General features: G+C 32.0%; 20 protein-coding genes, 1 riboswitch and 1 other annotated feature. Of the genes, 2 read left to right on the forward strand and 18 right to left on the reverse strand.

Annotation, left to right across the window (positions count from 1 at the left end; all coding sequences use genetic code 11):
- Positions 1-133 precede the first annotated feature (133 nt).
- The 14 genes from KPL75_RS27170 to KPL75_RS27235 form a co-directional block, all read right to left on the reverse strand.
- The gene (locus tag KPL75_RS27170) at positions 134-940 is read right to left on the reverse strand and encodes a DegV family protein (RefSeq protein ID WP_219918789.1); all 807 of its coding nucleotides are present in this window, start codon (positions 938-940) and stop codon (positions 134-136) included.
- A 197-nt stretch (positions 941-1,137) separates the two neighbouring features.
- Positions 1,138-1,644 carry a DUF3189 family protein gene (locus KPL75_RS27175; protein WP_105584825.1) on the reverse strand — a complete coding sequence of 169 codons (507 nt, stop codon included), beginning with the start codon at positions 1,642-1,644 and terminating at the stop codon, positions 1,138-1,140.
- A gap of 79 nt (positions 1,645-1,723) precedes the next feature.
- Positions 1,724-2,179, reverse strand: coding sequence for a CcdC protein domain-containing protein (locus tag KPL75_RS27180; RefSeq protein WP_219918791.1), 456 nt, complete (start codon positions 2,177-2,179; stop codon positions 1,724-1,726).
- A 219-nt stretch (positions 2,180-2,398) separates the two neighbouring features.
- On the reverse strand, positions 2,399-3,025 hold the full coding sequence (locus tag KPL75_RS27185; RefSeq protein WP_375141013.1) for a VanZ family protein: 627 nt from the start codon (positions 3,023-3,025) through the stop codon (positions 2,399-2,401).
- Between the two features lie 210 nt (positions 3,026-3,235).
- Positions 3,236-3,829 carry a GNAT family N-acetyltransferase gene (locus KPL75_RS27190; protein ID WP_219918792.1) on the reverse strand — a complete coding sequence of 198 codons (594 nt, stop codon included), beginning with the start codon at positions 3,827-3,829 and terminating at the stop codon, positions 3,236-3,238.
- A gap of 4 nt (positions 3,830-3,833) precedes the next feature.
- Positions 3,834-4,859, reverse strand: a complete 1,026-nt coding sequence (locus tag KPL75_RS27195) for a serine hydrolase domain-containing protein (RefSeq protein ID WP_219918794.1) — start codon at positions 4,857-4,859, stop codon at positions 3,834-3,836.
- A 108-nt stretch (positions 4,860-4,967) separates the two neighbouring features.
- Positions 4,968-6,206: an MFS transporter gene (locus tag KPL75_RS27200; protein ID WP_219918796.1), complete on the reverse strand. Its 1,239-nt coding sequence runs from the start codon at positions 6,204-6,206 to the stop codon at positions 4,968-4,970.
- Positions 6,207-6,271: 65 nt separating this feature from the next.
- Positions 6,272-6,527 (reverse strand) — a binding site (T-box leader).
- Positions 6,528-6,702: 175 nt separating this feature from the next.
- On the reverse strand, positions 6,703-8,841 hold the full coding sequence (locus KPL75_RS27205; protein ID WP_219918798.1) for a penicillin-binding protein: 2,139 nt from the start codon (positions 8,839-8,841) through the stop codon (positions 6,703-6,705).
- A gap of 235 nt (positions 8,842-9,076) precedes the next feature.
- Complete coding sequence (locus KPL75_RS27210; protein WP_128854506.1) at positions 9,077-9,676, reverse strand: undecaprenyl-diphosphatase; 600 nt, start codon at positions 9,674-9,676, stop codon at positions 9,077-9,079.
- A 273-nt stretch (positions 9,677-9,949) separates the two neighbouring features.
- Positions 9,950-10,939, reverse strand: coding sequence for a zinc-binding dehydrogenase (locus KPL75_RS27215; protein WP_219918800.1), 990 nt, complete (start codon positions 10,937-10,939; stop codon positions 9,950-9,952).
- 147 nt (positions 10,940-11,086) lie between these two features.
- Positions 11,087-12,502 carry a sensor histidine kinase gene (locus KPL75_RS27220; RefSeq protein ID WP_219918802.1) on the reverse strand — a complete coding sequence of 472 codons (1,416 nt, stop codon included), beginning with the start codon at positions 12,500-12,502 and terminating at the stop codon, positions 11,087-11,089.
- Positions 12,499-13,173: a response regulator transcription factor gene (locus KPL75_RS27225; protein ID WP_219918804.1), complete on the reverse strand. Its 675-nt coding sequence runs from the start codon at positions 13,171-13,173 to the stop codon at positions 12,499-12,501. Before KPL75_RS27225 ends, KPL75_RS27220 begins: the two co-directional genes overlap by 4 nt.
- 12 nt (positions 13,174-13,185) lie before the next feature.
- On the reverse strand, positions 13,186-13,716 hold the full coding sequence (locus KPL75_RS27230; protein WP_219918807.1) for a hypothetical protein: 531 nt from the start codon (positions 13,714-13,716) through the stop codon (positions 13,186-13,188).
- Positions 13,717-13,825: 109 nt separating this feature from the next.
- On the reverse strand, positions 13,826-14,344 hold the full coding sequence (locus KPL75_RS27235) for a GrpB family protein (protein WP_219918809.1): 519 nt from the start codon (positions 14,342-14,344) through the stop codon (positions 13,826-13,828).
- A 126-nt stretch (positions 14,345-14,470) separates the two neighbouring features.
- Here KPL75_RS27235 and KPL75_RS27240 point away from each other — a divergent pair, with 126 nt between their 5' ends.
- Positions 14,471-15,352, forward strand: coding sequence for a protein kinase family protein (locus KPL75_RS27240; RefSeq protein WP_219918811.1), 882 nt, complete (start codon positions 14,471-14,473; stop codon positions 15,350-15,352).
- A gap of 47 nt (positions 15,353-15,399) precedes the next feature.
- Positions 15,400-16,719, forward strand: coding sequence for a sensor histidine kinase (locus tag KPL75_RS27245; RefSeq protein WP_002147525.1), 1,320 nt, complete (start codon positions 15,400-15,402; stop codon positions 16,717-16,719).
- A 103-nt stretch (positions 16,720-16,822) separates the two neighbouring features.
- Here the strand turns inward: KPL75_RS27245 and KPL75_RS27250 are convergent, their stop codons facing one another.
- From KPL75_RS27250 to KPL75_RS27265, 4 genes are all read right to left on the reverse strand, one after another.
- A complete protein-coding gene (locus KPL75_RS27250) occupies positions 16,823-16,921 on the reverse strand; it encodes a YjcZ family sporulation protein (RefSeq protein WP_000007808.1) in 99 nt (32 codons plus the stop codon).
- 134 nt (positions 16,922-17,055) lie between these two features.
- On the reverse strand, positions 17,056-17,856 hold the full coding sequence (locus KPL75_RS27255; RefSeq protein ID WP_219918813.1) for an energy-coupling factor transporter transmembrane component T family protein: 801 nt from the start codon (positions 17,854-17,856) through the stop codon (positions 17,056-17,058).
- Complete coding sequence (locus KPL75_RS27260; RefSeq protein WP_219918815.1) at positions 17,849-19,549, reverse strand: ABC transporter ATP-binding protein; 1,701 nt, start codon at positions 19,547-19,549, stop codon at positions 17,849-17,851. The genes KPL75_RS27255 and KPL75_RS27260 overlap by 8 nt, the downstream gene beginning before the upstream one ends.
- 10 nt (positions 19,550-19,559) lie before the next feature.
- A complete protein-coding gene (locus KPL75_RS27265) occupies positions 19,560-20,108 on the reverse strand; it encodes an ECF-type riboflavin transporter substrate-binding protein (RefSeq protein WP_219918816.1) in 549 nt (182 codons plus the stop codon).
- A 140-nt stretch (positions 20,109-20,248) separates the two neighbouring features.
- Positions 20,249-20,365: riboswitch (SAM riboswitch) on the reverse strand.
- Between the last annotated feature and the right edge of the window lie 67 nt (positions 20,366-20,432).

The raw sequence follows: 20,432 nt of genomic DNA on the forward strand, positions 1-20,432 counted from the left end.
TTTTTGTTTATACATACTTCTTTTTTAAAAGGAGAAAATCCTTTTATCTATACATTATTATTTATGATACGTGGATGATGTAATTAAGGTTTTATATAATAAAAAACCCGTGAATGACTCACGGGTTTTACTTTTAGTAACTAATTGCTATTGTACCTTCACCTGCATGTACAGCAAATGAAATTGGCAATGGATACAGTTTGAAATCCATTTCAGGGAATGCTTGTTTAATATCTGAAATCCATTCTTCAGCTCCATCTTTATCGTTAGCATAGAACATATGAAGTACTTTAGGTAATTCTTTTTCAAGCTCATTTTTAATGTATTCTCTACATTTTTGGATTTTACGCACTTTCTTTTCAAGTAAAAGTTCTCCGCCTTTTACTTCTAAGATTAAGTTGACACTTAATAAACTTCCAAGTAAAAATTGAACTCCCTTTACTCGACCACTTGCGTATAAACCTTTTAAGCTTTTTGGAAATACATAAAAAGGCCTTCTTTTTTCATCTACTAATGTTTTATGTATATCTTGTAAAGTCATACCATCATTGTATAACGTTTTAGCTTTTCTCAAAAGTTCATCCATTGGATAACTTGTCGTTTCACTATCTAATACAGTTAAAGGGAAACCTGCCATATCAGCAGCTAGCTTCATATTTTGATAGGTCCCACTTACTTTTCCGCTAATAGCAACTGCAAAGCCTTCTTCATATTTTTCTTTGCATTTAGTAAATAATTCTACCATTTCCCCTATGTTAGGTTGCGAAGTAGTAACTGTTCTTCCGTCATTTAACGCTTCATAAAGACGTTTATGAACTCCTTCTTCACAATCCTTATAAGACACTCCATCAATAATAACTTCAATTGGGATAACAAAGTTATCACCATCTGTTGTAAAACTCGCAGTTGTACTATCAGTAAACCAAGCAACACGCTTCATGTTGTTCCTCCCTTATTCTGTTCCTCTTTTCTGACTTTTCTATATATTCATTTTACGAAAAGAGGATATCCCCTGTAATAGTAACAGGACTTTATTATTTTGGCTATAGTAGATGTATAATAAATGTGAATGTTTTTTGTCTATTTGTCATAAAAAAAGAAAACCACAAATTTTTCCGGTCTTCTTTTAACATTACATTACTTAAATGTTTCATTATCTAAAATAACAACATAATCATTCGTCATTCGCCCCGCTTCTTTCGTATAATTGACAAGCCGCTGGATGTTATCACAGCAAATTTTTGCTCCCCATACGAGTAACGGTACACCAATAAAATCAATATGAAATCTTCTAGAAAACAAACCGCCCAAAGTCATTGGCAATGGTACTGTTGGTGATGTATTAGAAAAAATAATCTTATCATGGTTTTGATAATGTTTTTGTAGAATTTCTCCTAAATGCTTCATCGCAGGTACAACGACCTTTGATGCCCCGCACCCAATTGTATATACGGGATTCCCATATTCATCTTGTCCATGAAAAATAATTTTCCCCATATCTTCTGTTTTCAATTTATTAAAGTACTCCACATTTAAAATTTCTTCTTTCGTTAACTTCCGATCAGTTGGTAATTTATTCAAATGATAAGCTGCAGCTAGCGAGGTTGTATGCGTTCCGCCGAAATCTGTGTAAATGAATATCATATTATCATCCCTTGTTCTAAAAGTTCAATGTTATTTAGTATTACCGTTCACAGTATTGTTAAACAAGAGATGAATGTATTTATGCTTTTCGTGTTAATTCATTATGTTTTTTCCAAATATAATAACGTCTACTAATCACGGTACCTAATGTAATACATAAAAAGGCATTTGTTACAACCATTAATGTCTGGTGCGTACTACCAGAAAACATACTTTGTTTAACTATAATTTTTGCTCCTAAAATAACAAGAAGGATAATTGTACTTAACCAATTTCCTTTTCGTAGTACATGACCTGTTTCACTATCTAATCGAAATGTTAAAGTTTTTCCCCTAATAATTCCAAGTGCCAATCCAATTCCAAGCATTGCAACGAAGAGAAGTCCTTGCAATAAAGTTACTTGTTCCATGTGAACAATGGACTGAACTGTTACATAGCACAATAAAGCTGGAACTAGCCAAATACGATTAATTTTCACTTTACGTTCTTTACCTTGCATTAAAACGATAATAAGAATAACAACGATAATATCCAATTAAATTCCCCCTATTTACACGTTTCCCTTTAAAAATTATATTCTCCTTTCTTTATTCCATACTTGAAATGCAATAGCCACTTTTAATTGTAAAGTATGGAATGTAATCTTCCATCAGTCTTAAGCATTATTTATAAAAGTAAAAAGACGTACTTTTTACTCGTACGTCTTTTAATACCTTTATTCAAAACAAGTATATCCATGAACTCGTTTAAACTTTTAGTTATCAATAGATTCTACACCTTTAGAATTAGCCTTATCTAATGCTTGAATGTTAAATTTAGCAGCTATTTTTAAAGCCATTTTATAAATAATAAATCCAAGAATAGAACCTAGAACGTTACAGATTACATCATCAATATCAGTAATGCGACTCCATCCACTAAATAACGACTCAATTAATTGTAATATTTCAATACAAACTGATATAACAAAACCTAATAAAATTATATTTTTGATCTTTTTACATGTATCCCATATTATTGGTGCTAAAAACCCTAAAGGCATTAATAATAAAATATTCCCGCCTACATTTCTTACGATTAAACTAGTCATAAATAGAACATCACCATCATAAGCACTCCCTATTTGACCAATATCTTTAATAATTGATGCAAAGGGGATAATATTGACTGAACGACTAAGATTTTCAATACTAGAAGGAAAGCCAATTGGTAAAGGGAATAAAGTTACTGCAACAACCATACAAATGTATACTACAAATAGAAAACTAATTAATTCTTTCCACCAATTTACATGCTTTTTATTTTTCATCCCAATTAAAATACTTCGTACAATCAAATAACAGATAACTCCCAAAACAATAAACACACTACCGCTGATCATATGCAAACTGCTAACACATGCCTTCAGATCAATATCAAAACTATATATCGTTATTTTTATATATAACCATGCGAATTGCAACTTAAATATCCAACTGAAAAATTTATGTGCGTATAATTTGATTTTTATCTGTATAGAATTACAGTCCATTAAAGAAAACCTTCATTTTGTAAATTAAACGAAGGTTTTTAATTTATTGCTTATCACGCATTAACTAAAATATTTTTCAAAGCAGATACAATCATGAACCCGTTTAAACTTTTGCCTTATCTCTTCTTTATTTTTACCTGTGTAATGAGCAAATGTTTGAACCGGATATAACTGTTTTATATTACTATTTATTACACCTTTTATTTCGTCTGTATGATCGGAATAAACATGTAAATATGAATCTACGTTTACAAATTCGTTTTTTTCATACCATCCATGTACCCATAGATCGTCCATAGTCCATGCTTCCAGTCGACTTAGCTTAAATTCTTTAGCTATCTTTTCTGCTTCATGTAATAGTTGATCACCAATTTTCATTCTACGGAAATCCGGATGAACTGCAATATGCCAAATCATACCCCCAAGACCAGTTCCTCTTGAACAAACAGTACGTTCTTCTAATTCGTATTCAATATCTATCAAACCCACTATTTGATTTTCGTGTACAGCTACTAATTCAATAGCAGGATTTTCATATTTTTCTTTCTCTCTAAATACGTTATCATAATATGCTGTATCTAAAAACGATAACGCACGGCAACGTACCCAGCCTATTTCGTCTTCTTTTTTATATGCTCTAATTTTTATATTCATGTAATTACAAAACTCCTTCTATTTCTACCATAAATTTTTCAGGTCCTGCCCCTTTATTTGATGGAATAACTAATGTAATTCCTAAGTCTGGGTATACGGCTGAGCGAAAACTAACGCCTGGATCATATCCCATTACATGATATTTAAAAATGGTATTCTGTTTTTTCTCAATCCATATTCCATAACCGTAAGACTGACTATTATTCACCAAAATATGAGGGGTTAAAAGTAAATTTGTATATTGGTAGCTTAATATTTCATTATTAAATAGAGACTTCCAAAATTTCAACATGTCTGGTGCAGTAACATAGGCACCACCATCAGCGCCTCCCTTAATAGGGATAGAGTATGCATTTGTTCTCCATTTTTGATTATTTCCATCTTTTATATATCCAATGGCTGTATCTTTAGGTAAATTATCTAGCGAAAAATAACCCGAATCATTCATTCCAACTGGAACAAATATCTTTTTTTCTATATATTCCGCAAATTGAAGCCCGGACTGTTGTTCTATAATTAATCCAAGTATGATAAAACCTGCATTGTTGTAGTGAAACTTACTTCCTGGGGCAAACATCATATTACTGTTTTGGAATAATGGCAAAAAGTCTCTTAAACCTTTTAATAGATACATAGGCGTTTTTTCCAAAAGATCCTCGAAATTATCCATAACACTTTCATCAAAATAATCCGGAATACCAGAGCTATGCGTTAAAAGTTGATGTATTGTAATGTCTTTATCGAAGTTTGGAAATTCAATACTTAAACAATCTGTTAACTTTGTATGAAAAGAAAGTAAACCTTTCCCAACGAGTTGACATATGCCGATTGCAGTGAAGATTTTACATCCTGAAGCGATTCCGAATCTTGTTTGTAGTGTGTTGTGTATACCTTCACTTCGGTTAGCATATCCAAATGAATTTTCGTAGATAATGTCATTTTCTCTTTTAATTAAAATTACCCCGGAAAACTCTAATTCTTGGTGTAATTCTTTTATAATTTTCGTAACCTCATTATTTGTATTGATCATGACAACCACCCTTATTATCCAATAATGTTCTTCCACCTAATTATTTTTCAATATATAGATGAAAGAACCCTTTTTTCACGTGCCATTAATTGTAAAAAGGAAGGAAGATTATTTTGAATCTATGGATTCAGCTGTATATACTTTGATTCTTGAAGGTAATAAAGTAAATATACACAATTTGATAGTTATTAATAGCATTACAAATGCACCTACAGTTACTACAAATTGAATGGACAGAAATTGAGTTGCTACTCCGAAGAGTATCGTTACAAAAATTGTTATAATTGCAATGATAAGCCCGTAAATACTACCAATTCGTCCCATTAAATCAACAGGAACATTATTTTGATAAAATGTGTAATACCCTGTATTTGCAAACGCCATAGAGAAAGATAATATAAAGAATCCAATTGCAGCTATTAAAAATCCATTTGAAAAAGCATAGACCATATAACCAATCGCGATGAATAGCGATCCTACTCCAATAAGAAATGAAGTTGCTAATTTTTTTGACAAAATAGTGTTTATTATTGCCCCTAAAATAATACCTGCACCAGCAATGCTAACTAGGAAACCATATTCACTATCTGTTAGTAGTAAAATTTCTTTCGCAAACGATAGTTCAAGGGCATCAATAGCTGTTGCTAATACCATTATTCCCTGGAATAAGAAGTATACACATACGATATACGTAGATTTTTTACTAAAATTTAAAACTATGTTCCAATCTTTTTTCAATACAGTAAGAGATAACTTGTTACTAGATGTATTACTATTGTCTTTCTTATCAAGATTAGGTAAAAGTAGTGTAATTAAACCAGATATAAGAAAGGCTATCGCATTTATATATATTGCAAACTCTGGTGTACCAGTTATTAATAATATCCCCGCAACTGCTGGGCCAATTAAAAAAGCGCCAGATCCTATTAAACTACGCAGTGAGTTGAAACGTTGTCTTTTGTCTACTGGAATTAGTTTTATCATATATGTCATGGCAGTTGGCTCGTAGATTGCACTAGCCATGCTAATAAAGAATACTAAGAGATAGACACTCCAAAGAGATGGAAGTAAAGGTAAAATAGCGATAAGTATTACGCGATATATATCTAGGTGGATCATTAACTTCCGTTTATTTAAACGGTCTATCAAACTTCCTGACCAAGCGTTTGTAAATAAAGTGGCTAATGGTTTTATCACATATAAAGTAGCAACAGCTAAGGCTGAGCCGCCCATTTTATAGACAAGTACATTAAGTGCTATTAAATAAATCCATGCACCTAAATTCGCAATACCAACTCCGGACAATAGCAATAAAGGATATTTCCAATCTTTAAGTATTTTTTTCACTTTAGGCCCCACGCTTTCCTAATTATTTTAAAGCAATAAAAAATCCCCCCCCCAAGACTTATAGTCTTAGGGACGAGATTTATCATCGCGGTGCCACCCTAGTTTATTAATATGTCGCCATATTAAACTTATCAGGTACTGCATTGTTCATGCTTATACCTTAGCTCTATAACGGGAGCTCCCGTCACATCACCCCCTTATAATAGGTTCCGATGTGCTGCTCAGAGGTTTGGTTCAATAAAGAATTTTTACTCCTTTTCAGCTAAATGGAGCTCCCTGTGAAAAATTCATTTTATCTACTCTTCTCTTCACTGCATTTGATTTCCCCCCATATTATCACATGTTTATTTAACTGTAAACAACGAATAATCAGATATTTAAAGTCGTGCTATCGTTAATGGTTTTATTTATTATTTTTTCTAAAAATTACGGTGCGTGAAATTACTTGAAACTCTAAAAAAGGCCTATTGTATATAGACCCTTCAAAGTGTCCGAATTAATTCGTATTTGCCTCTGCTAACGGTTGTAGTGGCGGTTCTAATTCTAATTCTAAAGTATAACCTTCTTGTAAATCTTGTCCTTTTTCAATACTTTGATTTGTTACATAGCCCGTACCTGAAGTTTTTAAATCTAATTTCAATAGTTTAGAGAAATACATAACATCACGCATTGACCAACCTTTTAAATTTGGCATTTTTGCGTTAGTCCCCAATAGAAATATACGATCGCCTTCACTCATTACCTCGCCAGACTGCGGATATTGTTTTATTAGCTTTCCTTCTCCTAATATTACTGGCTGAAGTTTCTCTTTTTCTGCACTTTTTTCTACTGTAACCATCGATTGATTTTCATAATTTTGTACCTTTAATTGGGATTGTTTCGTTGCATCTGTCATTTGTTTTTCTGTATATGGTTTCACTTTTAAATATTCTAGACTGTTTTTCATAACTGGTTTAAAAATTTCAGCAAGAGGCTGAGCACCGTATTCATTCCCTTTTAATTTAGGTTGCTTAATGGCTAAATATACGACTAATTCTGGATCATCAATTGGAGCCATTCCTAAGAATGAAAAAATATAATTATCTTTCCCTTCCATATATCGTCCATTTTCAGGATTCGGAATTTGCGCTGTTCCTGTTTTACCACCAATCGGATAACCATCCACTTTATACATTGTACCTGTCCCTTTTGAAGACGTTATAACACGCTCCATTAAGCTTCTTACCTTATCTGCTGTCTCTTTTTTTATCGGATTCCCAATTTCTTTCGGTTGATTTTCCATAATAACTTGTTTATTTGTTGGATTTACAACCTTATCAACAATATAAGGTTGCATCATTTTTCCGTCATTTGCAATTGCTGTGGCCGCTTGTACGATTTGAATAGGAGTTATAGTTGAGCCTTGGCCGAAAGAAGTAGTAACTTGTTGAATTTGAGTATTTAACAATAATGTATTTTTACTTTCTCCAGGTAAATCTATCCCTGTTTTTTGATCGAAACCAAATTTATTCATATATTGCTTGAATTTATTTGGTTTCAGTAACTGGTCTTCTAAAATAGAAAAAGCAACATTCGATGACCGTTCAAACCCTTCATCAAATGTAATTGAGCCCCATCCATAGCCACCATTATGATCTTTAATCTCTGCTGAACCAACTGCGTATTTTCCTGATTGAAAATATTCTTTCCCGTTATATACACCTTCATTAATTGCAGCAGCTAATGTAAAAACTTTCATTGTAGACCCTGGTTCGAATGCATTCGCAATTGGATCGTTTAAAAAATATTCAATGTCTCCTTTGTTAGGATTATAACTAGGCTTACTAGACATTGCTAAAATCTTACCTGTTTTTGGATCCGCGATAATTCCTACTAGCATAGAAGGATCATAGTGTTGCTCCGCTTTATTCATCGCGTCTTCTAAAAAACTATTAATTTGTTTATCAAGCGTAAGATATACGTTATTTCCATTTTTAGCAGGTTCTACTTTTCCTATATCATTTGTAAGTGGGATACCTTTTCGTGAACCTACATATTCTACATTTCCGTTTGTAGAGCGTAAATATTTATCCAAACTTTCTTCAAGCCCAAACTTCCCCTTCGCATTACCTTTATCGTCTGGTCTTGCAAAACCAAGTATATACGAAGCGAAATCTTCATTTGGGTATACTCTGGCTTTTTCTGTTCTAAACGATACACCTGGTATTTTCAAATTATTAATTTCTTCCTTCGCTTCTCTAGATAGGTTACGTCCAATTTTACCAATTTCAACTTGCGTACGTCCTTCATGAAAATTTTTCGTGATCTCCTCTTTATCAACTTCAAGCGCATCTGCTAAACGTTGTGCAGTATCTTCTTTATCTTTTAATTTATCTTTTCCTTTTAAGTTTACAACGATGCGATATGTCGTTGAGTCTTGGACTAATACTTTACCGTTTTGATCATAAATTGTCCCGCGATTTGCTTCAAGAACTCCATTTTTGTTTTGTTGTTCATTCGCAAGATCTTTTACATTAACATTATGCACGACTCCTACTGCTTGAATATAAAATATACGTAAAAGCATAGTAAGAAACAAGACAATAAAAGCAATCATCATATATCGAGCGCCTTTATTCGTTTGAAGTTTATGCATACTTATCTCCTTTCTTTTCCAATGTATTAATGCAAAGATGCGCTACTAAATATGTTCTTTATTATATTAGATACTATATTTTTCGAAGTTTTTTTACTAATTCCTCTATAACAATAAGAAAACTAGCTGCATTGTTATCTGTTTTTTCGTATTTTATATTTTTAATATAAAATACGGTAAGTGAAATTTAAGAATTTTCAAATAAAAAGAACCTACTTTTTGTAGGTTCTTACGATTAAGCTATATGATTATATTTCGCTAAAAAAGGAACTCGTTTTGCTACTAGTGCATACATTTTGAAAATAAATTTTGCTAACGGCTCAAATATACGTGTACTTTGCATTACTAAACCGCTTGTAATAAATGTTAAGAACGCAGCACCAAGTATATCTAGAGGATAATGAACACCTACGTACATGCGTGATACACCAACTAATATTGCCCAGATAAGCGCGATATATTTAAGTTTTTCTCCTCTTAGAATAAATACGAAAGCAATCGAAAATACAAGTACAGAATGATCACTTACAAATGATGAATCTGCTGCATGCGGTACTAATTGATTTACATGATGTGTTATAAAAGGACGCGGATGGTAATATACCGCATGTATAAAAACATTTACTAATAATGCAATACTAACTGAAAGTGTCGTATATAACACTGTATATTGTTTTCTAATTGCATTCTCTTTCTTTCCATTATTGAACCATAGGATAAGCATGAATAGAATAGCTACATATGGAACACTATTTGTAATAGCGATCATTAGCGTATCTAATAGCTTGGATGATCCAGCAAAGTTATTAATCCATTGAAATACTGTGTAATTCATATTACTCTCTCCTTATTATTTCTCATTGTACTTTAAATAAAGATACAAGTGTTCTTGATTTACACAGTATACAACATCAATATGAAAATGGGCTTAAACTTTTCTCATCTAATTCTCATTTTATTACTATTCATTTGACAATCGTGTAACTATTTACAAGAGCTAAGTATGTATAAAGGTTGTAAAACATTTTAAATAGTATGGTAAACACTTCATGTATGAATATAATACTTAACATGTTCATTTAAATATACTATCTACGAAATCATATTTTCATTCCATACGTAGGGCAATATTACCGAATTGTTCTCCTTGCTGCATTCGATTTAAAGCTTGAATTGCTTCTTCTAATGGATATACTTTATCAATGATTGGTTTAATATTATGTTCCTCTATAAAATGAATCATCTCATTAAATTCCTCACTGCTGCCCATTGATGTTCCCATAATATCGATTTGATTATAAAATAATGCTCGTAACGGTAATTCAATTTTATCTCCTGAACTTGCACCAAAATTAACGATTCTTCCATTTGGTTTTAATATATCAAAATATTTTAAGAAAGTCGCTGGACCTATACTATCTATAATTAAATCTACTTTTTCTCCATGTAAGCACTCTTCCCAATTACCAGAACTATTAAAAGAAAAGTCTGCTCCATATTTTTCTGCAGCCTTTCTTTTGCTCTCTATCCTTGAAGTAACGCTCACCTTTGCTCCAATTGCTTTAGCAAATAACATAGCATAAGTAGCTACACCACCGCCAATTCCGGGAATTAGAACATGTTCTTCAGATTTCAATCTGCCTTTTGTAAAAAGCGCTCTATATGCAGTTAATGCCGATAAAGATAACACACCAGATTCTTCCCACGTAAGATATGTTGGTTTTTTTACTACATTTTCAGCTAGCACAATAACATATTCGGCAAACGTTCCATCGGCTGGTCCACCTAGTACTTCAGGTAACTCTGGTATTTCGTGAGTATTATTCCATCCAACACTAGGATTTATAATAACCTCTGTATGTAGTGTGATATTTGAAACATCTTCTCCTAATTCCGTAACAATACCTGCACCATCTGATCCTAAAATTAAAGGTAATTCCATTTCTTTTCTATTATTCATTATAAATAAATCACGATGATTTAAACCTGCTGCTTTTAATTTCACTTTCACTTCCCCGGCCTTAGGAGTTATCTCAGGTGATAATTTATATTCTAAACCTTTTAATCCTTTTTTATGTTGATGTACAATAGCTTTCATTAATTATTCCCCCTTAATACTTTCAATGTACTAGAAATATCGAAATAAATAAAATAATTTGATTACTAAGCATCAAAAAAGGAGGAAATACAAATGTATTCCTCCTTTTAAAGAGTTTTTTCAAAAAGAATTTTCTACCTTTAACTATTAATGTGTAGCATAAGGAAATGTAATCGTAACAATTGTTCCTTCATCTTCTTTACTCTCTAATTGAATAGTTCCGTTATATTTTTCTACAAGCCTTTTGGCAATAGATAGGCCCAGACCATTTCCACCTTGTTTTCGACTTCTCGCTTTATCAACTCGATAAAAGCGATTAAGAACAAAAGGTAAATCCGCTTCAGGTATGCCCGCTCCGTGATCTATTATACTAATTTTAATTTTGCCCGCTTGTATACTTGATTCAATGCAAATATACTTATTAGCTTCTTTCGTATATTTCACCGCATTATCCATTACAATAATAATAATTTGTTCTAAGTAAGATGATGGGATTGAAATATACGCTTCATCTGCATCCAATTTCATATGAAATTGAAAGTCAGTTTGGAGTACTGCAAAGTTTTGTGTAACTTGTTTCAATACGCTATTAACGTGGACTCGTTCTACTGCTACTGGATGCATCTGTTCTGATTCAGCCCTTGAAAGCTCTAGCAGTTCTGAAACTAATTTATTTAATCGATCTACTTCTTTTAAACTGGATTGAAGGGATTTATCCAATACTGCTGGATCATTTTTCCCCCATCGATTTAGCATCGATAAGTGCCCTTGAATAATTGTTAATGGTGTTCTTAATTCATGCGATGCGTCTTCTACAAACTGTTTTTGCTGTGTAAATGAGGTTTCTACTTCATCCATCATTTCGTTAAAAAGAATCGATAATTTTGCGAGTTCATCATTATTTTCTCGTACTGGAACTCTTTCATTTAGTCCATTTTTCTTAATACGCTTCATCGTATCCGTTATATTTTGAACACTCGATAAAAGCTTTTTCGTTATAAGTATTCCACCTAAAAAACTAAACACTAATCCACATAGTCCCGCAATAACCATTACCACTAAAATTATTTTTAATAAATGATCAAATGTCTCTAAGTTTTTCGCAAGCTCAATAGTTCCAGTGAATTTTTTTGTTTGAATGGGTAAGCGCTCAACTAATATTCGATCCTCTATATGTCTTTTTATAAATGATTCATCTTGCGTAACCATTTTGGGCTCTATCCACGCTTCATTAAAATCTCGTGAAACAGTAACAATAGGTTTTCCATCATTTCCTATAATACGAATCATTTGATGCTTATCGATCATGTTGTTTAGAAATTCTTTACTATTTTCAAATGTTTTGCCCGAGAGCGTATCATTTTTATCTTGAAAATATGCCGCTATTTCTGTCACTTGTCTGTTTATTTGTTTCTGTTCATAATCTATAGTCCACTTATTAATTACAATGAATTGTAACGCGCTATATAAAATAAACAAAATGAATACTAGTGTAGTGGACCAAAGTGTTAATTTCCACTTTATAGGCAAATTTCTAATTCGGTACATAATGTTTTTTATCATTTCATTATATATCCAGCACCGCGGACTGTTTGGATATACTCCTCCTTATCTAAACTATGTAACTTATTACGTAGATAACGAACATACACATCGACTATATTTGTCTCAACCATTGCATCATATCCCCATACTTGGTCCAGTAAAATATCACGGGTAAGAACTCGATTAATATTTTTCATAAACATAAGCAGTAGCTCGAATTCTTTATTTGTAAGTTCAATTTCTTCATTTCCTTTAGTTATAGTTCGAGATTCAATCTGAAGCTGTAGATCTTTAAACGAAAGAAATGATGCGTGCTTTTGCTCTGTATTTTCTTCTCTCCTAAAAATCACTCTCATACGTGCTAAAAGTTCTTCAATTGCAAACGGTTTTGGAAGATAATCATCAGCTCCACTATCTAACCCTGTCACACGGTCCATAATACTATCACGAGCAGTCAACATAATAATAGGTGTACTTTTAGTTGCTCTTAGTCGACGACATACTTCCAGTCCATTTAATCCTGGTAACATTAAATCAAGTAATATGAGATCATAACTATTTTCAAGTGCTGCTTCTAATCCCTTTCTTCCATCAAGTTGTATATCTACTATATATCCTTCATACTTTAATTCTAATTCTAAAAAATCTGCTAAGCTTTCCTCATCTTCAATAATTAGTATATGTTGCAACGATACTTCCTCCTATACGATTAAATGAATAAGTAATCCTATTCCGAATATGACTGCAATAATTTGATGTGCTTTTCGATACATCTTCAATTTTGTTTTCTGATTAGATTTCTGTAAAACAAATCCCGCAACCCCTAATGTTATTAAGGCTAAAAGAGAAAATATACCACTGTATATTAGTATTATATGACGACTTCCTTTTATTAAAAAGTAAACACCGTGAGTAGTCGCAACAGCTATTACAGCGTATCCAATTAATACGTGAAACTGTTTTATGAAAAGATATAGCTCTTTAATCATTTTAAATCCGTGCATATTTTTCTTCTTTAAAAATAACCATATTTGACGTAAAAACCATAATGATGTAGCTAGAATTGCCCCATATTCACCGAAAGAACCTAATTTCTTATTTAACCATTTTACATTTAATACATTCCCGTAAAAAACATTAATAAATAGCAATTCTACACTGCAAATAATAATAGTAATGCCTATTATTTTAACATACATATGGAAATGTTTATTTCTAAGTATTTTCTCCATTTTATATAATCCCCTTTTGACTCAAAAGCTCTATAATCAGCAGTGTATCAAGTAAAAGAGAGAATAACATGAGAGAAAGATTAAAATAAAATGAGAATCTGCAAACTAATTATATTTTGTTTATATCCTTTTTGGCCAATTCTAATATATTGCAAATAAACAGTGCTTTTGCATTTGTATATGAAACACGATCAAAAGGATATGTAGCAGCAAGTCTTTTTTTTAATTCGCTATATTCTTTTCGTGCCCATTCATGTTTTATGAGAAAATCTCGAAATAATAGGTTGTTCCTCCATTCTTCACTATTATAAATATAAACATGTAAATGGTGGGTACCAGCTCTCCATTTACCTTTTCTAAAAAAACGCCAATTAGGTGTTTTTTTAGGAACATATTCATAGCCAATTTCTTTTAGGTCTTCCCTCCAATTTTCGGTAATTTGTAAATTTGTTACACCAATCATCATATCAATAAGAGGTTTAGCCCCTAATCCTTCTACGGCTGTGCTTCCTATATGTTCAATAGCAATAATTTCTTCATGGAGTAGCGGTACAATTTTATTTTTTTCATTTAAAAACTCTTTATGCCAATAATGTTGGTACGGTTTAATTATGATTTTTCCATCCATTTTCTTCCCTCCTTATAACTGTACATTATTATATTTATAAAATTTAAGTTTATTAACCTAGGGATTTCACAAAATATGTCGAATACTGTAATAGACAACTTAAGTATATTAAATATGAGGTGAATTATGAAAGATATTCCAGTTAAAATTCAGTTAGATACTATAACATTCCAACTAAAAAAACATCATAATTTTGATTGGCTTACAAAACTAGGTACAGTATTTGCGGTTTTTGACCAACAAGATTCCGGTAATATAAGTTTTGGTGTTGAAAAGAATGGGAAAAAGAACTTTATTAAATATGCAGGGGCACAAACACTCGCATATAATGCTTCTACAAAAGAAGCTATAAAAAGATTAAAAAGCTCAGTTACTATATACAATGAATTAAAACACGTTTCTCTTATAAGTTTAATTGATCACTACCCTGTACAACATGGATATGTTTTAATTTTCGATTGGTTTGACGGTGAATGTCTTCACCCGCACTGGAGTTTCCCGCCCCCAGCAAAATATAATGATCCTAACTCACCATTTTATAAATATAAAAAATTATCCGTTAAAAATAGACTAATTTCATTAAATTCTATTTTTAATTTCCATACTTACGTTGAACACAAAAACTATGTAGCTATTGATTTTTATGACGGTAGTATTTTGTACAACTTTAAAACTAATAAAACAAAAATTTGTGATATTGATTTATACAGTAACAAACCGTATGTAAATAAGATGGGGCGACTGTGGGGATCATCTCGTTTTATGTCACCTGAAGAGTTTCAACTTAATGCTATAATAGACGGGAAAACTAATGTATTTAATATGGGGGCTATGGCTTTCGCACTATTAGGTGGCGGGCAAGATCATTCCTTTATGAAATGGGAAGCTAGTGAAGGCTTATATGAAGTAGCATACCGTGCTGTAAATGAAAATCGTAGTGAGCGCTATGCGTCAATGGACGAGTTTAATAATGCATGGTTAAAAGTCTATAACGCTGAAAAGCTATAAAAACTACATACATTATAAAATGTGTATGTAAAACTTGTACTTTTATAATGTATAATACATATGGGATTGAAATTCAGAATAACGGGGCATGTATTATGAACTTTGTTTACATTAATCAAAATGTTTTAAATAATCTTCTATATATTTTAAGTAGTATATTTGTTTTTTATTTTATTTATGATAGTGGATACTTTAGGAAGAAATACAAGAAACTGCTTATCATTCTTTGTACGAGCATACCACTAATTTTATGTATGCGGTACCCCATCTATATGGATGAAAATTGTATTCACGATTTAAGACAAATCCCCTTTTTAATTGGTACACTTTATGGTGGATTTCCTGTCGGTATTGCATTACTCATGATTTTATTAATAACACGTTTTATGTTTTATGGTTTTAGCCTGTTAACACTCATTGTGTATGGAACGATGTTAATAATTACAGCATTCGCATCATCAAAATTTAATACATACAATAGAAAAATGAAAGTAACTTCATCCATATTTTTAACTTTTTTCCTTGCAGTTTTTACAACAGTAATTGTTTTAACTCTATCGGATTTTGAAGTGAATAATTTGTACATTATTTATTTCATTCTATTACCAACTTTTTTAATATTATTTATGGTCTATTTTAATGAAGTTTTAAAAGATGCAATATGCATGCGCTCAAAATTAATAAAAGTTGAAAAAATGGAGATTGTCAGCCAACTCGCTGCAAGTATTTCACATGAAGTACGGAACCCCTTGACGGTTGTAAAAGGATTTACACAACTTTTAAAAACACCCAATATAACTCAACAATCCAGAGATGAATATATTGAACATATACTTGAAGAATTAAATCGTGCACAGGCAATTATTGATGATTACTTAACTTTTGCCAAACCCGCTTCAGAAAAACTAGATCGTATTTCAGTGGAGCACGAGTTACATCGAGTTATAAAAATGATGGTGCCTTTATGTAATATGAATAATATTAATATTACACAAGAGTTCTCTGAGGGAATAATTATCGGTAATACACAGCACTTTCATCAATGTTTTTTAAATTTAATAAAAAACAGTATAGAAGCAATGCCAAGTGGCGGTAATCTAATTATTTCTGCATCTGTTAGTAATAATAAAGTCATAATACGAATTCAAGATAGTGGAATTGGAATGTCTCAAGAGCAAATTAATCGATTTGGCGAACCATATTTTAGTACAAAAACGAAAGGTACTGGCTTGGGAACAATGGTTGCTGTAAAAATTATCGAAACGATGCGTGGCACATTGAAAATCCAAAGTGTTATAAATAAAGGAACTACCTTAACTATCACTTTACCTAAATGCAATAATGAGGAGATTTCGTATAATAAATGAAAAAGGAGCTATTAAGCTCCTTTTTCATTTATTTCGACACAAAAAGTATCTGCTATGTTTTTTTAGTTTACATTTAGTAGAGACTAATTAGAAATTAGTACCCTTAGCTCCAACAGCTACATCCAACAATAATTAATAAAATAAATAACACAACTAATAATGCGAAACCTCCACCAAAACCACAAGAACCGCCGAAACTCATATTTTCTCCTCCTTTTGGTTTGAAAACTAATAGGTAGTTGATCATTTTAACTGGTTCGTATTATACAGTATGTGTATCTCCCTTTTTTGAGCATGTCTTCATAAAATTAGTAAAAGCACTCTATTGAGAGTGCTTTAAAATGGGTACCAGAAACTTTGGAATACATTCAGCTTTAAGTAAACTGCAATAACCAAAATGATAATACCAACAAAAAGTGTGATATAATCCTCCTTTTGTGCGTCCTTTGCATAGTACCACGTTCGTTTATCTTTTTTTCCAAACCCTCTTAAATCCATTGCATTTGAAACAGTATCAATCCTTTCTAATGAATGAATAATAAGTGGCCAAAAAATTAAAACACGGTTTTTCATACGAATCCACAAACTCGCTTCTCCTTTTTCAAAAGGTACGCCTCTTGCTTCCTGTGCGTGTCTAATGATAATATATTCGGATTGAATACTTGGTATATAACGCAGTGCAATATTTATTGCATATGTAATTTTATAAGGAACAGCAAATTTATTTAAGCTGCTTACAAATTCACTTGGATGAGTTGTATAAATAAAAAGAAGTGTAAATGGTAATAACGTAAAATATTTCAATGAAAGTGTAGCGGCATAAAATAATGTTTCATATGTAATTGTTGCATAACCTATACGAAAAAAAGAGGTATACGTTCCCGTTAATTCCGATCCATAGGTGGGCGTAATGAAAAGAATCATAACGGAATTTAATAAACTAAATGTAAATATAACGCTGAAAATAACTATAATTTTACGCAATTGAATTTTTGCAATTAAGAGGCCGACACATCCAATAATAAATAAAATTAGCAATATACGAAAATCAAAAAATAAAAAAGTAAGTGTCATACAAAATATAAATAAAGATAATTTAATTGCACCATCCATACGATGAAAATACGTATTATGCATATTCCTCCCTCCTATTAGCCTCAATATAAAGTTTCACAAACTTTTCTGGAGTTGGAATTCCGCTTAATTTGGCTAGTTTTATTAATGAAATCTCCCGTAGATTAGCTCTTTGTAACGTTCCTTGATCCCCTAATACAGTGGATACAGTATTGTCCGCAATGATTTTCCCTTCATGCAGAACTACCGCTCGATCTGCGTATTCTAAAGCAAGATTCATATCGTGTGTGATAAGAATAAAGGATATGCCTTTTTCAGCCAGTTTTCTAATAGAGGACATAAACTGTTTGTAATGGTAATAATCTTGTCCAGCTGTCGGCTCATCTAATATAATAAGTTTCGGGTTTGTTATAAGTACAGATGCAATAGTAAGCCTCTTTTTTTGTCCGTAGCTTAATGCCTGAATTGGCCAGTTACGAAATGGGTATAATCCACAAATTCTTAAAGCTTTTTTGACTCTACTCTCAATCTCATCTTTAGAAACTTTTTTTAATTTTAATGAAAATGAAACTTCTTCTAAAACAGTGGGCTGTGTAATCATTTGATTTGGGTTTTGCATAACGTAAGAAATAACTTCCCCGCGTTTACGAATAGACCAAGAATTTATATTTTCTCCATCGAATGTTATTCTCCCATTCTTTGTTTTATTTATTCCTATAAGGGTATGAGCTAATGTCGATTTCCCTGCTCCATTATGACCCAATAACGCTACTATCTCTCCCTCTCCTATTGAAAGGTTGATATCTTCTAAGGCTGTATGTTTGTTATTGTATGTAAATGATAAATTTTCTATCTTGCATAAGGCTTTTTTAATATACGTGTTTTTAGATGACACTTGCTTCCGCATCCAGTTCTTTAATAGGTTATGAACGCCTGCATTACGTAGATTTTCAATTGGAAATACCCCAACATTATTACTGTCAAAATTTAATTTCTTTAGAGCTTCTATATAAATAGGTTCTCTTAGTCCGATATTTGGTAATATATTAGATGCTAATATTTTATTCGGTGAACCCATCGCAACAATTTCTCCTTCATCGATTAAAATAATTTTGTCTAAATCAAGGTTTAAAATTTCTTCTATTCGATGTTCAATAATTACAATTGTTTTATTATATTTCTCATGAATATCTTTAATGAGTTCTATAGTATTCAAACTACTTGCTGGATCTAAGTTAGCTAACGGTTCATCAAACAATAATATATCTGCATTTGTCGTTAGCAGACCTGCAAGAGAGACTGTCTGTTTTTGACCTCCTGATAATTCATGAGGACTTTGTGTATGAAAGTCCTGCATATTTACTTTTTTTAAAGAATCATTAACAATTTTTTTCATTTCATTTTGATTTACACATTCGTTTTCTAATGAAAATGCTACATCTTCTTCGACTGTAAGACCAATAAATTGTGAATCTTGATCTTGTAATATTGTTCCTACATGTTTACTCTGTTCAAAAATACTTCCCTCTCTCGGATCCTTTCCAGCTATTAAAATATTACCAGTACTAATCCCTTCGTAAGAAAATGGGATTAGCCCATTAATACAATGAGCTAATGTTGACTTACCTGAACCACTTCTTCCAGCTATTAGTACCTTTTCCCCAGGATATATTTGAAATGTAATATCTTTTAAAGTAGGCTGCGTGGCATGCCTATATTGAAAGGTAAATTGTTCAAAAGAAATAATTGGTTGCATGTATTCATCCCTACTTTTCAATTTTTAAATGTGTATGTTTCTTATTTGATTTCGCTAGACCGATCGTGATTGGTAAGCCAAGAACTAAAAATACGATAACGTCTGCAATTGTTGCGCCTAGTACTTGTATAACGATTTTGTCAAACGGTTCTCCCATCACAATAACATCGAATGCCCCTGCAAATATAATAGCAATTACAATACCTAATAACCCCGCAATTGCAAAATAAGAAATATCACGGTTATTAAACGTTCCATTTTTCACACTAAAACCAGTTCTTTTTTGTATGAGACCCATTGAAAATCCGATAATCCCCGAACTAATAACCCATCCCCACCAAATACCCCAACCAGCAATCGTATCTGTAACTGTATGACCGATTAGTCCTATTAAAAGTCCTGCTACTGGCCCGAATAACGCACCAAAAACTGTTAAAATAGCCAATGCTGGTTTAATAAAGGTATTCGGTGCGATAGAAAATCCCCAAAGCCCTAATACCCCGTATAAAGCTGCTCCAATTCCGATTGCTACTACTAGTTTTGTCGTTAATTTGTTCATTACAATTCTCCTCTCCTATTATCCCGCTTTTAATACTCTATATTTATTTTGAAAATGAATTATGCATCGACACTTCCTTTCTATACAACAAAAAATGACCCCTTAAATTAAGAGGTCATTTTCTTTCACGTACAAGAATCCTCTTATCTTTCAAAAGACATATAAATGTCCTCTGCGGAATTAGCACCTTCCTATGCATTTACATAGGGGTTGCTGAGGCTTCATAGGGCCGTTCCCTCTACCTCTCTGGATAAGTATGTATTTGTAATTTGTATTATGGCACTAACAATAAATAATTTCAATACTTTTCTTACTATTTTTATT

Origin of the sequence: Bacillus sp. NP247 (assembly GCF_018966865.1) — a bacterium.
Classification (GTDB): Bacteria; Bacillota; Bacilli; order Bacillales; family Bacillaceae_G; genus Bacillus_A.

Coding starts and splice junctions, on each gene's coding strand:
- KPL75_RS27170 (WP_219918789.1), bottom strand. CDS start 940: ATGAAGCGTGTTGCTTGGTTTACTGATAGTACAACTGCGAGTTTTACA.
- KPL75_RS27175 (WP_105584825.1), bottom strand. CDS start 1,644: ATGATATTCATTTACACAGATTTCGGCGGAACGCATACAACCTCGCTA.
- KPL75_RS27185 (WP_375141013.1), bottom strand. CDS start 3,025: ATGATCAGCGGTAGTGTGTTTATTGTTTTGGGAGTTATCTGTTATTTG.
- KPL75_RS27190 (WP_219918792.1), bottom strand. CDS start 3,829: ATGAATATAAAAATTAGAGCATATAAAAAAGAAGACGAAATAGGCTGG.
- KPL75_RS27195 (WP_219918794.1), bottom strand. CDS start 4,859: ATGATCAATACAAATAATGAGGTTACGAAAATTATAAAAGAATTACAC.
- KPL75_RS27205 (WP_219918798.1), bottom strand. CDS start 8,841: ATGCATAAACTTCAAACGAATAAAGGCGCTCGATATATGATGATTGCT.
- KPL75_RS27210 (WP_128854506.1), bottom strand. CDS start 9,676: ATGAATTACACAGTATTTCAATGGATTAATAACTTTGCTGGATCATCC.
- KPL75_RS27215 (WP_219918800.1), bottom strand. CDS start 10,939: ATGAAAGCTATTGTACATCAACATAAAAAAGGATTAAAAGGTTTAGAA.
- KPL75_RS27220 (WP_219918802.1), bottom strand. CDS start 12,502: ATGATAAAAAACATTATGTACCGAATTAGAAATTTGCCTATAAAGTGG.
- KPL75_RS27230 (WP_219918807.1), bottom strand. CDS start 13,716: ATGGAGAAAATACTTAGAAATAAACATTTCCATATGTATGTTAAAATA.
- KPL75_RS27235 (WP_219918809.1), bottom strand. CDS start 14,344: ATGGATGGAAAAATCATAATTAAACCGTACCAACATTATTGGCATAAA.
- KPL75_RS27240 (WP_219918811.1), top strand. CDS start 14,471: ATGAAAGATATTCCAGTTAAAATTCAGTTAGATACTATAACATTCCAA.
- KPL75_RS27245 (WP_002147525.1), top strand. CDS start 15,400: ATGTATAATACATATGGGATTGAAATTCAGAATAACGGGGCATGTATT.
- KPL75_RS27250 (WP_000007808.1), bottom strand. CDS start 16,921: ATGAGTTTCGGCGGTTCTTGTGGTTTTGGTGGAGGTTTCGCATTATTA.
- KPL75_RS27255 (WP_219918813.1), bottom strand. CDS start 17,856: ATGCATAATACGTATTTTCATCGTATGGATGGTGCAATTAAATTATCT.
- KPL75_RS27260 (WP_219918815.1), bottom strand. CDS start 19,549: ATGCAACCAATTATTTCTTTTGAACAATTTACCTTTCAATATAGGCAT.
- KPL75_RS27265 (WP_219918816.1), bottom strand. CDS start 20,108: ATGAACAAATTAACGACAAAACTAGTAGTAGCAATCGGAATTGGAGCA.